Source organism: Sphingomonas sp. GC_Shp_5 (assembly GCF_026540855.1).
Classification (GTDB): Bacteria; Pseudomonadota; Alphaproteobacteria; order Sphingomonadales; family Sphingomonadaceae; genus Sphingomonas.
In genome coordinates this window covers 28641-42117 of sequence record NZ_JALNUP010000012.1, presented here as the reverse complement: position 1 = coordinate 42117, position 13477 = coordinate 28641, and the positions used below count along the sequence as shown (strand labels likewise).

The window sequence follows — 13477 nt, the reverse complement described above, 5'->3', positions numbered from 1 at the left end:
GCTGCAAGCACGAGTTACTCCATGAACAATCCTGGCCGTCGCGACCTTCTGAAAACCAGCGGGGCGACGGCCTTGACGGTGATGATACCGGGCGCAGCAGTTGGTGCCGCCCGCCTGACGTCGACGATCGCCTCGCCACCAGGCCCGCGCATCGTGGTGCCGCTCGACGACGGCTGGCGCTTTCACCTTGGCCATGCGGCCGATCCCGCCAGGGACTTCGGCTTCGGCGGCAGCCACGATACCTATGGCAAATCGGGCGACGTCGGCACGCCGGTGGCCGAGGCTACGTTCGACGACGCCGGCTGGACGGCGGTTGGCCTGCCGCATGACTGGGCGGTGGACCTGCCGTTCGAGCAGTTCGGTCCCGCCGGCAGCGACCGCGACAAGACCGGCGCCTATCAGGGCTTCAAGCCGCTCGGGCGGCTGTGGCCGGCGACCAGCGTCGGCTGGTATCGCCGCATCATCCGCCTCGATGCTGCCGATGCCAACCGTCGGCTGCTGCTCCAGTTCGATGGCGTATCGCGCGACTGCCTGGTGATCCTCAACGGCTTCGTGGTGGGATCGAACGAGAGCGGCTATGCGCCGTTCGAAGTCGACGTCACCGATTTCGCCAAGCCGGGCGCCGACAATATACTGGTGGTGCGCTGCGACGTCAGCCTCGGCGAGGCCTGGTCGTACGAAGGGGCCGGGCTCTATCGCCATGTGCGGCTGGTCAAGGCGGCACCGGCGCATGTGCGCCGCTGGGGCGCCACGGCACGCTGCACCGTCACCGCGGCCGGCGCCAAGGTCAGCGTCACCACCGAGATCGACAATCATGGCGCCGCTGCCGAGGTGGTGCTGCGCTCGACGATTCTCGGCCCCGACGGTCGCGTGCTGGCGGTGCTCGCCTCGGAGTCGCTGGCATTGCCGGCCTGGGGCGAGGTGGCACCGACCCAGCACATGTCGATCGCCCAGCCTGCCTTGTGGTCGCTCGAGACGCCGCAGCTCCACACGCTGGTCACCGAGCTGCTGGTCGACGGCGCCATGATCGATCGCGACGAATGCCGGTTCGGTATCCGCACCATCCGTTTCGACCCGGATCACGGCTTTTTCCTCAACGACAAGCCGGTCAAGATCAAGGGCACCTGCAACCACCAGGACCATGCCGGGGTGGGGTTCGCCGTGCCCGACAGCCTCCACGTCTGGCGGCTCGAGCAGCTGAAGGCGATGGGTGCCAACGCCTATCGCTCGACGCACCATTCGCCGGCACCCGCGATCCTCGATGCCTGCGACCGGCTGGGCATCCTGGTGATGGACGAGACCCGTCAGATGTCGAGCAACGTCGAGGGGCTGAGCCAGCTCGAGCGGGTCGTCCGCCAGGGACGCAACCATCCGAGCGTGTTCATCTGGAGCATCGGCAACGAGGAGATCCATCGCGGCACCGAGACCGGCGCGCGGATTGCCGAGACGATGAAGCGCAAGGTGTACGAACTCGACGGTACCCGGCCCGTGACCGAGGCCTTCAACGGCAAGTTCGGTGAAGGCGCCTCGCGCGTGCTCGATGTGATGGGCTGCAACTATTACCTCGACGCCATCGACGGCTACCATGCGGCGCACCCGACGGTGCCGATGATCGGCACCGAGACCGGCAGCACGGTGATGACCCGCGGCGAATATGCGCGCGATGACAAGGCGGGCGTGGTGCCGGCCTATGACCAGGAGTTCCCGCGCTGGGCGACCACCGCGGAGACGTGGTGGAGCTTTTACGACGCGCGACCCTTCCTTGCCGGCGGCTTCGTATGGACCGGGTTCGATTACCGCGGCGAGCCGACGCCGTTCGAACGCTGGCCGGAGAATGCCTCCAACTTCGGCCAGATGGACCTGTGCGGCTTCCCCAAGGACAATTACCACTATTACCGCGCCTGGTGGGGTACCGAGCCGGTACTGCACCTGTTCCCGCACTGGAACTGGGCAGGACGCGAGGGCCAGCCGGTCTCGGTCTGGGTGCACAGCAATTGCGACGCGGTGGAGCTGTTCCTCAACGGCCGCAGCCTCGGGCGCCAAGCCGTGACGCGCAACAAGCATCTCGCATGGCAGGTCGCCTATGCGCCCGGGCGGATCATGGCGCATGGCTATCGCGCGGGGAAGCGGATCATGATCGCCGAGCGCCAGACCACCGGGCCGGCGGCGCGGATCGGCCTGTCGAGCGACCGGCGGCACCTTGCCCCCGGCGAAGTGGCGGTGGTGCGCGCGGCGGTGCTCGACGGCCGGCGCCGCGAGGTGCCGACGGCGGCCAACCGCATCGCCTTCACGCTGACGGGAGATGCGACGCTGCTTGGCGTCGGCAACGGCGATCCGCGCAGCCTGGAGCCGGATCATGCCAGCGCGCGCTCGGCCTATAACGGGCTGGCGATGGCGCTGGTCCAGGCGGGGCCGCGGGGCGGCGCGATCCGGCTGGAGGCGCGTGCCGAGGGGCTGCTGCCGGCGATGCTGCCGTTGATCGGCACAGCCTGAAGCGCTGCTGCTCCCCGCTTCATTCCGCCTATCACCCAATCGAAAGGTCTCCATGTCCCGTTTTTGCCGGCCTTTCGGTGTGCTCGCGCTGACCCTGCTCTGCGCCTCGACCGTGCTCCACGCGCAGCAGGCGCCGGGGCCGACCGCCGCCGACGTCACCCGCTCGATCGGGTTGCGGCGGGCGTGGCAGGATCTCACCCGCGAAGTGGCGTGGCCGGCGCATTGGTCGGCCGACGGGCGACGGTTCGTCTATCGCAAGACGGTGGCGGGCGGCTTCGCGTTCGAGGTGGTGGATGCCGACACGCTGGCCAAGACGCCGGCGTTCGACGCGGCCAGGCTGGCGACGGCGCTCGGCGCGGCACGGCACGAGACGGTGGACCCGCTCCACCTGCCGTTCACCGCCGTCGACTTCACCGACGACGGCAAGTCAATCACCTTCACGCTCGACGAGGCCGGCTGGCGCTGCGGGCTGGTCGATTATCGCTGCGCACCCGAGGTGATGGGGGCGCAACCACGTCCACGCGGGTTCGGCGTTGTCCGCGATCTCTCGATACACGCTGACAATAGCCCCAAACCATCACCCGACGGCCAGTGGACCGCGTTCGTTCAGGGCGACAATCTCGTCGTCCGTCGCGGCGATGCTCCGGCGGTGCGGCTGAGCAGCGACGGCTCGGCCGGCGACTTCTACGATCCCGAGACGCTGCGCTGGTCGCCGGACAGCCGGCACCTCATGATCTATCGCGTCCGCCCCGGTTACCAGCGCCATGTGCTGCGGGTGGAATCCTCGCCGCCCGGGCAGATCCAGCCGGTGCTGCAGAGCCAGCTCTATCCCAAGCCCGGCGACGCGATCGACCAGGAGCAGCCGGTGCTGTTCGACGTCGCCAGCGGCCGCGAGACGGTGATCGATCCGGCATTGTTCCCCAACCCCTATCAGCTCTCCAGCCCGCGCTGGCGTCGCGATGGTCGCAGCGTTGCGTTTGATTACATCCGTCGTGGCTTCGGCCAGGCCCGGATCATCGCCGTCGATGCCGACAGCGGCATAGCGCATGCCGCGGTGACCGAGGACGCCGAGACCTTCGTCTATGCCGATCGTCGCTTCGCTCATGACGTGGACGAGTCCGGCAACGAGATCGTCTGGGAATCCGAGCGCGACGGCTGGAACCAACTCTACCTGATCGACGGCCGCAACGGGCGGGTGAAGAACCAAATCACCAACGGCCGGTGGGCGGTCCGCGACGTGATCAAGGTGGACGATGCCAAGCGCCAGATCTGGTTCGTCGCCAGCGGGTTGAACCCGGGCGAGGATCCCTATTTTCGCCACGTCTATCGCGTCGACTTCGACGGCCGCCACTTGACCGCGCTCACCCCGGTAAAGGCCGATCATGACGTCAGCTTCTCGCCGGACATGACGCGCTACGTCGACACCTATTCGCGCGTCGACCTGCCGACGATCAGCGAGCTGCACCGTGCCGACGGCGGGCTGGTCGCGACGATCACCAAGGGCGACGACAGCGCGCTCCGTGCCGCCGGCTTCCGGGCGCCGGAGGTGTTCGTCGCCAAGGGGCGCGATGGCGTCACCGACATCTGGGGCGTGGTGGTGCGCCCGCGCAACTTCGATCCGGCCTGGAAATATCCGGTGATCGAGAACATCTACGCCGGCCCGCACGACAGCTTCGTGCCCAAGGGTTATTGGCCGTTCGGCTACCATTCCGGCGGCGACAAGGTGATCGGCATGCAGGAGCAGGCCGATCTTGGCTTCATCGTCGTCCAGATCGACGGCATGGGCACCGCCAATCGCTCCAAGGCGTTCCAGGACGTGGCGTGGAAGAACCTCGCCGACTCCGGCTTCCCCGACCGGATCCTGTGGCACAAGGCGATGGCGGCGAAGGACCCGTCGTACGACATCAGCCGCGTCGGCATCTACGGCGCCTCTGCCGGCGGCCAGAGCACGCTCAACGCCCTGTTGTTCCATGGCGATTTCTACAAGGTCGGGGTCGCTTATGCCGGCTGCTACGACAACCGCATGGACAAGATCAGCTGGAACGAACAGTGGCTCGGCTGGCCGGTGGACAAGAGCTATGCCGCCGCCTCGGGCGTGGACAACGCCTATCGGCTGACCGGCAAGCTGCTGATGATCGTTGGCGAGCAGGACAGCAATGTCGACCCCGCCTCGACGCTGCAGGTCGCCGGTGCACTGATCAAGGCAAACAAGGATTTCGACCTGTTGGTGGTGCCCGGCGCCGAGCATAGCGTCGGCCGCTCGACCGGTCCGATCGACTATGTCGCGCGGCGGCAGTTCGATTTCTTCCTGCGCAACCTGGCCGATCAACCTACGGTTGCGTGGAACGCAGCGCCGTCACCGCACTGATCGGGCGCGCGATACACCCTTGCGTCATCTACCCTTCAGCTTAGTATACGATATCCAAACGGAGAGTGGACATGCGGGCGACGCGGCGGGAATTGATGTGGGGAATGGCGGCGGTGACGCTGGTGCCGGCGCAGGGGATCGCCCGCGCGCGTGGCGCGGGGCTGCTGCCGGCCAGCGCCAAGCCGCTGCCGCTCACCGCGGTGCGGCTGCGGCCTTCGGCCTATGCCACGGCGGTAGAGGTCAACCGCGCCTATCTGCTGCGGCTCAGTGCCGATCGGCTGCTGCACAATTTCATGGTCTATGCCGGGCTGCCCGCCAAGGCGCCGCTCTATGGTGGCTGGGAAAGCGACACGATCGCCGGCCATACGCTCGGCCATTACCTCACCGCGCTGGTCAAGATGAACGAGCAGACCGGTGACGCCGAATGCCGCACCCGCGCCGATTACATCGTGTCCGAGCTGGCGCGGGCCCAAGCCAAGCGCGGCACCGGCTATGTCGGCGCGCTCGGGCGCAAGCGGAAGGACGGCACCGTCGTCGACGGCGAGGAGATCTTCCCCGAGGTGATGAAGGGCGAGATCAAGTCGGGCGGGTTCGACCTCAACGGCTCGTGGTCGCCGCTCTATACGGTGCACAAGACCTTCGCGGGTCTGCTCGACGTCCATGAGGCCTGGGGCAATACCCAGGCGCTTGCCGTCGCTACCGGACTGGGCGACTATTTCGCGCGCGTCTTCGCGGCGCTTAGCGACGAGCAGATGGAGAAGTTGCTGAGCTGCGAATATGGCGGGCTCAACGAAAGCTTCGCCGAGCTCTACGCGCGCACCGGCGACCGCAAGTGGCTCGCCGTCGCCGAGCGGGTTTACGACCACCGCGTGCTCGACCCGCTGGTTGCAGGGCAGGACAAGCTCGCCAACTTCCACGCCAACACGCAGGTGCCCAAGCTGATCGGGCTGGCCCGGATCCACGAGCTGAACGGCAGGCCCGAGCCGGCGAATGCCGCGCGCTTCTTCTGGACCACCGTCACTCAGCATCACAGCTATGTGATCGGCGGCAATGCCGACCGCGAGTATTTCTCCGAGCCGGACACGATCGCCACTCATATCACCGAGCAGACCTGCGAGCATTGCAACAGTTACAACATGCTCAAGCTGACCCAGCATCTTTACAGCTGGAAGCCAGAGGGCGCGCTGTTCGATTATTATGAGCGCACGCACCTCAATCACGTGATGGCCGCGCAGAACCCGAAGAACGCCGGCTTCACCTATATGACGCCGCTGATGACCGGCGCCGATCGCGGCTATTCGACGCCCGACGACGATGCCTTCTGGTGCTGCGTCGGGACCGGGATGGAGAGCCACGCCAAGCATGGCGAAGCAATCTTCTGGGAGGGCGACGGCACGCTGCTGGTCAATCTCTACATTCCCGCCGAAGCGCAGTGGAAGGCGCGCGGCGCGGATCTGACGCTCGACACCCGCTATCCGTTCGAACCGGAGTCGCGGCTGACGCTGACCGGGCTCTCCAAGCCTGGCCGGTTCGCGATTGCGCTGCGCGTGCCCGGCTGGGCCGGCGGGCTAGCGGTGGTGACCGTCAACGGCCAGGCGGTGACCCCTGCGATGGAAGGCGGCTATGCGATCGTCGAGCGGCGCTGGAAGAAGGGCGATTCCGTCGCGATCACCTTGCCGCTCGAGCTGCGCATCGAGTCTGCGCCGGGGGATCCGAACACCATCGCCTTCCTGCGCGGGCCGATGGTGATGGCGGCGGATCTGGGCCCCAACGAGACCAAGTGGGACAGCGCCGACCCGGCGATGGTTGGCGAGGATCTGCTCGGCCGCTTTACCCCGACGGATCCGGCGCGCGCGACCTATGCGACGCAAGGCATCATCCGCCCGGCGGACCTGTCGTTCGTGCCCTTCTACAGCCAGTATGACCGGCGCAGCGCGGTCTATTTCAAGCGCTTCACCGAGGCGGCGTGGAAGAGCGAGGAAGCCGCCTTCACCGCGGAACAGGCCAATGCCCGCGATATTGCCGCGCGCTCGGTGGACGTGATGCATCTCGGCGAGATGCAGCCCGAGCGCGATCACAATCTCACCTCCGAAATCTCCTACCCGGTGAGCTATCGCGGGCGGAACGGCCGCGACGCCCGTTCGGGCGGGTTCTTTGAATTCGCGATGAAGACCAAGCCCGGCCAGCTGGTGCTCCAAGCGACCTATTGGGGCGACGAGCGCGGGCGCGACTTCGACATTCTCGTCGACAATGTGAAGATCGCTACCCAGCATCTCGAGGCGGACAAGCCGGGCAAGTTCTTCGACGTCGAATATCCGCTGCCGCTTGCGCTCACCAAGGGCAAGGCGAGCGTCAAGATCCGCTTCGTGCCGCGTGACCGCTCGTCGGCAGGGCCGGTGTTCGGTGTGCGCCTGTTCACCGCCAAGCCCGGCAGCATCGCGTGAGCGAGGCCGACGAGGGCGTCCGCCTGACGCTCGACGAGGTCCGCGTGCTGGCACGGCGGGTGCTGCTCGGTGCCGGGCTGTCGCGAGAGCATGCCGCGGCGGTCGCGGAGACGATGGTGGCGGGCGAGCGCGATGGCTGCACCAGCCATGGCATCTATCGCCTGCTGGTCGCCGCCAACAGCATCGCCCGCGGCGTGGTCGTCACCGATGCCGTACCGATCGTGAGCGAGCCGGCCCGCGCCCTGGTCAAGGTGGATGGCGGCGGCGGCTTTGCCCAGCTGGCGTTCGAACGCGGCCGCGGACTGCTCGCCGACAAGGCCCGCAGCTACGGCATCGCCGCGCTCGCGCTCAACAATGTCGTCCATTTCGCCGCGCTGTGGCCCGAGGTCGAGGCGCTCGCCAGCGAGGGGCTGGTGGCGCTTGCCTTCACCCCCAGCCACGCTTGGGTCGCCCCGGCGGGCGGCACCGAGCCGGTGTTCGGCACCAACCCGATCGCGTTCGGCTGGCCACGATCCGGCGCGCACCCGTTCGTGTTCGACTTCGCAACCAGCGCGGTGGCGCGCGGCGAGATCGAGCTGCACCGCCGCGCCGGCAAGCCGGTGCCCGACGACTGGGGCTATGACGCGGACGGCAAGCCGACGACCTATGCCGAGGCGGTGCTCGCCGGAGCGATGCGGACCTTCGGGGGCCACAAGGGATCGGCGCTGGCGGCGATGGTCGAGCTACTCGCCGGACCGCTGATCGGCGACATGACCAGCCGCGAGTCGATCGCGGCCGACGGCGGCCGTGGCGGCTCGCCGATCGGCGGCGAGCTGATCGTCGCGATCGACGCCGCAGGCTTCCTCGGCGATGCCGTGGCCGATCATCTGGCCCGCGCCGAAGCGATGTTCGCCGCGATAGAAGGGCAGGGCGCGCGCCTGCCGTCGCAGCGGCGCTATGAAGCCCGCGCGCGCAGCCTCGCTGACGGCGTGGTGATCGCGCCGGCGCTCTACCAAGACATCATGGCCCTGGCCCAAGGAGAATGACGATGCGAACCCTGGTGCTGGGCCTCGCCCTCGCGACGACGATGCTGGCGCCGGTGGTGGCGCAAGCCGCCCCTGCCACCCGACCGGCGGCGCGCGCCGTCTCGGCCGACAAGCGCTTCGAGGCGATCTACACCGCCGAGTACAGCTGGCGGCAGCATCAGACGGCGCGTGACGAGGACAATCCCAACGGCCAGGCGCATCTGCCCGATGTCGGCCCGGCGGCGCAGGCCGAGCGGCTGGCGCGCTGGACCCAGGTGTCGCAGCAGCTCGCCGCGATCACGCCGGCGCGGCTCAGCCCTGCCAATCGCGTCAACTATGCGGTGTACAAGCAGCAGATCGATGCGCTGCTCGCCGAACAGCGCTTCCGCGACTATGAAAAGCCGCTCACCGCCGACACCAGTTTCTGGGGCGATATCGCCGGCGCCGCCCGCGAGCCGCAGCGCAGTGTCGAAGACTATCGCAACTATATCGCGATGCTGCGCGAGGTGCCGCGCTATTTCGACCAGCAGACCGCCAACATGCGCGCCGGCCTGGCGCGGGGCTTTACCCCGTCGCAGGTGACGCTGCAGGGCCGAGACATCGGCGTTGCCCAGGTAGTGGACGCCAAGACGGTGGAAGAGTCGCCCTTCTACGCGCCGTTCAAGACCTTCCCCTCGACGATCCCTGCCGCGGACCAGGCATCGTTGCGCCAGCAGGGCGTCGCGGCGATCACCGAGGCGGTGGTGCCGGCGCACGTCAAGCTGCTCGCCTTCCTGCGCAACGACTATATTCCGCATGCCCGCACCGCGCTCGCCGCCTACGACCTGCCCGACGGTCATGCTTATTATCTGTCCAAGGTCCGCGAATATACCACGCAGGATATCACGCCCGAACAGATCCATACGCTGGGTCTTGCCGAGATCGCCAAGATCCGTGCGCGGATGGAAGGCGTCATGCGCGAGGTGAAGTTCAAGGGCGATCTGCAGGCGTTCTTCAACCACCTGCGCACCGATCCCCAATTCTACCCCAAGACGCCGGAGGAACTGCTGTATCGCGCCGCGTGGATCGCCAAGACATTCGACGGCAAGGCCTCGCAATGGTTCGGCCACCTGCCGCGCAGCCGGTTCGCGATCAAGCCGGTGCCGGACGATCTCGCGCCCTTCTACACCGGCGGCCGCGGCGGCCCGGGCATCTACCTCGTCAACACCTGGAACCTGCCGTCGCGCCCCTTCTATTCGCAGGCGGCGCTGACGCTCCACGAGAGTGCGCCGGGGCACGCCTTCCAGATGCCGCTCGCTGCCGAGAACAAGGACCTGCCGGCGTTCCGGCGCGATACCTATCTATCGGTCTATGGCGAGGGCTGGGCGCTCTATTGTGAGGCGCTCGGCGAGGATATGGGGATGTACGAGACGCCGTATGACCTGTTCGGCTATCTGAGCTACCAGGCCTGGCGTGCGGCGCGGCTCGTCGTCGACACCGGCATCCATGCCAAGGGCTGGAGCCGTGCGCAGGCACAGGCCTATCTTCACGACAACACCGCGCTGTCCGACCACGAGATCGAGACCGAGGTGGATCGCTATATCGCCTGGCCGGGCCAGGCGCTGTCCTACTACATGGGCGAGCTCGCCTTCCAGCGCGCCCGCGCCAAGGCGCAGACCGCGCTTGGGCCCAAGTTCAACATCCGCGCCTTCCATGATGCGATGCTGGAGATGGGCTCGGTGCCGATCCCGGTGATCGAGGCACGCACCGACCAGCTGATCGCGGCGGGCGGCAAGGGGCCTTATCCCGACGAGGAGTGAACGGCAGTCAGCGGACTGATCGTGCCGCCCGGCTATAGGGCACCCTCACTCAGGTTTGTTCTGGCATGACGAGGCAATAGGGCCGGACGCCACCTCACTGTCATCCCAGCGAAAGCTGGGATGACAGTGAGGTGAGATCATGTAAGAGCCCCGAAAGACCCCAGCTTTCGCTGGGGTGACGGCATCAGGCGCGCCGCGCGCCGCGGCACAGGTGGTCGCCCTCGCTCAGGTCCTTGCGGGGACCAGCCGCCCGGCGTCGCTGTTGCGGCGTCCATAAGCGACGTAAACCAGCAGCCCGGCGACGTTCCAGATCACGAAGCGCACCAGGGTCGAGGTCGGCAGGCTGGCGAGCAGGTAGAGGCAGCCGAGCACGGTAAGGGTGCCGACCACATAAGCGGCCGGGCAGCGGAACAGCCGCGGCAGATCGGGCGCGGTGCGACGGAGCACGATCAGGCAGACGCCGACCGAGATGAACGCGATCAGCGTGCCGGCGTTGGCGAGCTCGGCGATCTCGTCGAGCCGGAAGAAGCCGGCGACCGCGGCGATCGACAGGCCGGTCAGCAGCGTGATCAGCGTCGGCGCGCCGGTGCGCGGGGATACGGTGGCGAGGCGGCGGGGCAGCAGGCCGTCACGCGCCATCACGAAGAAGATGCGGCTCTGGCCGTACATCATCACCAGGATCACCGACGGGAGCGCGATCACCGCGGCCAGTGCGATGAGCTGCGCCGCGAACGGCTGGCTGAGCTGCCGCAGCACCAGCGCCAGCGGCTCGGGCGAATTGGCGAGCTGGGTGAAGGGCAGGGCGCCGATCGCGCTCACCGCCACGGCCATGTAGATCACGGTGCACACCAGCATCGAACCGACGATGCCAATCGTCAGATCGCGCTTGGGGTTCTTGGTTTCCTCGGCGGAGGTCGCGACCGCGTCGAAGCCGTAGAAGGCGAAGAACACGATCGCCGCCGCCGCCATCACCCCGCGCTTGTGGCCGCCCGATTCCACCGAGCCGAAGCCATAGGGCATGAACGGGTGGAGATTGGCCTTGTTGAAGGCGGGCGCGGCGTAGACGACGAAGATGGTCAGCGCCACCAGCTTGATGATCACCAGCACGATGTTGAGCGTGGCGCTCTGGCGGGTGCCGAGGATCAGCATGCCCATTACCGCGAGCGCCACCAGCACCGCGGGCATGTTGATCAGCCCGCCGCCGTGGGGGCCGACGAGCAGGGCATGGGGCAAATGGATCCCCGCCGCCTCGATCCAGCCGACCAGATAGCCCGACCAGCCGACCGCGACGGTGGAACAGGCGAGCGAATATTCGAGGATCAGGCTCCAGCCGACTACCCAGGCGATGCCTTCGCCGAGCGCGGTGTAGCTGAAGGTATAGGCGCTGCCCGCGGCAGGGATCAGCGTCGCGAGCTCGGTATAGGCGAGCGCGGCGCAGCCGCAGATGACGCCGCAGATCACAAAGGCGAGGATCACCGCCGGGCCGGCGCGCTCGGCGCCGACGCCGACCAGCGTGTAGATGCCGGTGCCGACGATCGCGCCCACCCCGAGTGCGATCAGATGCGGCCAGCTCAGTGTCTTGGCGAGGCCTTGTTGCTGGGATGCCGGGGCGTCGAGCGATTTACGTGGTCCGAACATTGGCACCCCCCATGGTGTTGCGTCGTCAAGTACTGGCGCCGAGCTGGCCGCGAAGATCGGTCAGCGTCGACTGGATATGGCTGGCAAGCAGCGTCGCCATCAGGCCCTCGTCGCGTGCGAGCCAAGCATCGAGCAACTGGCGATGCTCGAGATGCGCGCGGTGCTCGCGGCCGGCGGGCTGCAGGTGAGCGACGACATAGCGTTCGGCGAGGATCGCGAGCCGCTCCACCAGTTGTGTGGTGAGCAGGCGGCGGCCGGGACGGACCAGCGCGGTGTGGAACACGCGGTTGCGCACCGCGACCTCGGCGAGCCGCTCGCCGGCGGCGCTGTCCAGCTCCTCGAAGGCGATGCGAGCGTTGTCACGATCCGCATCGTCGGCGATGGTGGCGGCATAAGCAGCGGCCTGGGGCTCAATGCTGAGGCGCAGCGCGAAGATTTCCTCGGCCTGCTCGGCCGACATCGGGCGCACCGCATAGCCGCGGTTGGCGTGGCTGGAGAGCAGGCCCTCCTGCTCGAGCCGGGCGAGCGCCTCGCGCAACGGGATCTTGCTGACGCCGAGTTCGGAGGCGAGTGCATCCTGGCGGATCGGCGCGTTGCCAGGCAGCTTGCCGGTGACGATCTGCTCGCGGACGATCTCGAACACCTGCTCAGACAAGGTGCGGACGACGATGCTCATGACCTGGCTCCGATGCAGGAAAGAGAGCGGCGGAGAGGCCCGCGGCTCACGTGACCTGGAAACCTTCCCAGAACGGATCGCTGCGATCAATCCAGATCGTGTTGAAACCGGTGGCGATCGCCGAACCCTCGATCGACGGCACGATTGCAGGCGTGTCGCCGAGTGTCGTTGCCGCTTCGACACGGCCGATGAAGCGGCTGCCGATATAGCTTTCGTGGACGAAGCGCTCGCCGACCGCGAGGCGCCCGCTGTCGGCAAGATGGGCGAGCCGCGCCGAGGTGCCGGTGCCGCACGGCGAGCGGTCAATCGCCTTGTCCCCGTAGAAGACCGCGTTGCGGCCATCGGCGCCGTCCCCACGTGGCTTGTCCGCCCACAGGATGTGGCTGACGCCGCGGATGGTCGGGTCGAGCGGGTGGACCGGCTCAAACTTGGCGCGCACCGCCTCGCGAATCAGCCCGCTGAGGTGGATCAGCTCGCTGGCGCCGAGATCGTCGAGCCCGGTGTAGCGACCCTGCGGTTCGATGATCGCGTAGTAGTTGCCGCCATAAGAGACGTCGATCGACAGCGGGCCAATGCCCTCGACGTCGACCTGGATGCCCTTGGCCGCGACATAGGCCGGCACGTTGGTGATCCGCACCGCGGTCACCTTGTCGCCCTGGGTCTCATAAGCGATGTCGATCACGCCCGCGGGCACTTCGACGCGTAGTTTGCCAGGTTCGGCAGGCTGGATCAGCCCGTGCTCGAGCCCGAAGGTGACCATGCCGATGGTGCCGTGGCCGCACATCGGCAGGCAGCCGCTAGTCTCGATAAACAGGATGCCGATATCGTTGTCCGCCCGCGTTGGCGGATAGAGGAAGCCGCCGGACATCATGTCATGCCCGCGCGGCTCGAAGCATAGCCCCGTGCGGATCCAGTCGAACCGTGCGAGGAAATCCTGTCGCCGCTCCGACATCGACGCCCCCTTGAGCAGGGGCGCCCCGCCCGCGACCAGGCGGACGGGGTTGCCGGCGGTGTGGCCGTCGATGCAGAAGAAGGTGTGGCGCATCGGTGGAGCC

8 protein-coding genes are annotated in these 13477 nt (G+C 67.5%); 5 read left to right on the top strand and 3 right to left on the bottom strand.

Annotation, left to right across the window (positions count from 1 at the left end):
- Positions 1–21 precede the first annotated feature (21 nt).
- The 5 genes from galA to OXR60_RS11120 all read left to right on the top strand — a co-directional run bounded on the left by galA (position 22) and on the right by OXR60_RS11120 (position 10108).
- A complete protein-coding gene (gene galA / locus OXR60_RS11140; RefSeq protein WP_267395971.1) occupies positions 22–2493 on the top strand; it encodes a beta-galactosidase GalA in 2472 nt (823 codons plus the stop codon).
- Between the two features lie 52 nt (positions 2494–2545).
- Positions 2546–4861 carry a DPP IV N-terminal domain-containing protein gene (locus tag OXR60_RS11135; RefSeq protein WP_267395970.1) on the top strand — a complete coding sequence of 772 codons (2316 nt, stop codon included), beginning with the start codon at positions 2546–2548 and terminating at the stop codon, positions 4859–4861.
- 71 nt (positions 4862–4932) lie between these two features.
- Positions 4933–7305: a glycoside hydrolase family 127 protein gene (locus OXR60_RS11130; protein WP_267395969.1), complete on the top strand. Its 2373-nt coding sequence runs from the start codon at positions 4933–4935 to the stop codon at positions 7303–7305.
- Complete coding sequence (locus OXR60_RS11125; RefSeq protein ID WP_267395968.1) at positions 7302–8330, top strand: Ldh family oxidoreductase; 1029 nt, start codon at positions 7302–7304, stop codon at positions 8328–8330. The genes OXR60_RS11130 and OXR60_RS11125 overlap by 4 nt, the downstream gene beginning before the upstream one ends.
- Positions 8327–10108: a DUF885 family protein gene (locus OXR60_RS11120; RefSeq protein WP_267395967.1), complete on the top strand. Its 1782-nt coding sequence runs from the start codon at positions 8327–8329 to the stop codon at positions 10106–10108. The genes OXR60_RS11125 and OXR60_RS11120 overlap by 4 nt, the downstream gene beginning before the upstream one ends.
- Positions 10109–10333: 225 nt before the next feature.
- On the opposite strand, the gene OXR60_RS11115 is transcribed toward OXR60_RS11120, so the two are convergent.
- From OXR60_RS11115 to OXR60_RS11105, 3 genes are read right to left on the bottom strand one after another with little or no spacing between them, the layout of a single operon-like run.
- Complete coding sequence (locus OXR60_RS11115) at positions 10334–11746, bottom strand: amino acid permease (protein WP_267395966.1); 1413 nt, start codon at positions 11744–11746, stop codon at positions 10334–10336.
- Between the two features lie 25 nt (positions 11747–11771).
- Positions 11772–12422 (bottom strand): GntR family transcriptional regulator, encoded by a 651-nt coding sequence (locus tag OXR60_RS11110; protein ID WP_267395965.1) that lies wholly within the window; start codon positions 12420–12422, stop codon positions 11772–11774.
- Between the two features lie 46 nt (positions 12423–12468).
- Positions 12469–13467 carry a 4-hydroxyproline epimerase gene (locus tag OXR60_RS11105; RefSeq protein ID WP_267395964.1) on the bottom strand — a complete coding sequence of 333 codons (999 nt, stop codon included), beginning with the start codon at positions 13465–13467 and terminating at the stop codon, positions 12469–12471.
- Positions 13468–13477 lie beyond the last annotated feature (10 nt).

Coding starts and splice junctions, on each gene's coding strand:
- OXR60_RS11130 (WP_267395969.1), top strand. CDS start 4,933: ATGCGGGCGACGCGGCGGGAATTGATGTGGGGAATGGCGGCGGTGACG.
- OXR60_RS11135 (WP_267395970.1), top strand. CDS start 2,546: ATGTCCCGTTTTTGCCGGCCTTTCGGTGTGCTCGCGCTGACCCTGCTC.
- OXR60_RS11110 (WP_267395965.1), bottom strand. CDS start 12,422: ATGAGCATCGTCGTCCGCACCTTGTCTGAGCAGGTGTTCGAGATCGTC.
- OXR60_RS11105 (WP_267395964.1), bottom strand. CDS start 13,467: ATGCGCCACACCTTCTTCTGCATCGACGGCCACACCGCCGGCAACCCC.
- OXR60_RS11120 (WP_267395967.1), top strand. CDS start 8,327: ATGACGATGCGAACCCTGGTGCTGGGCCTCGCCCTCGCGACGACGATG.
- galA (WP_267395971.1), top strand. CDS start 22: ATGAACAATCCTGGCCGTCGCGACCTTCTGAAAACCAGCGGGGCGACG.
- OXR60_RS11115 (WP_267395966.1), bottom strand. CDS start 11,746: ATGTTCGGACCACGTAAATCGCTCGACGCCCCGGCATCCCAGCAACAA.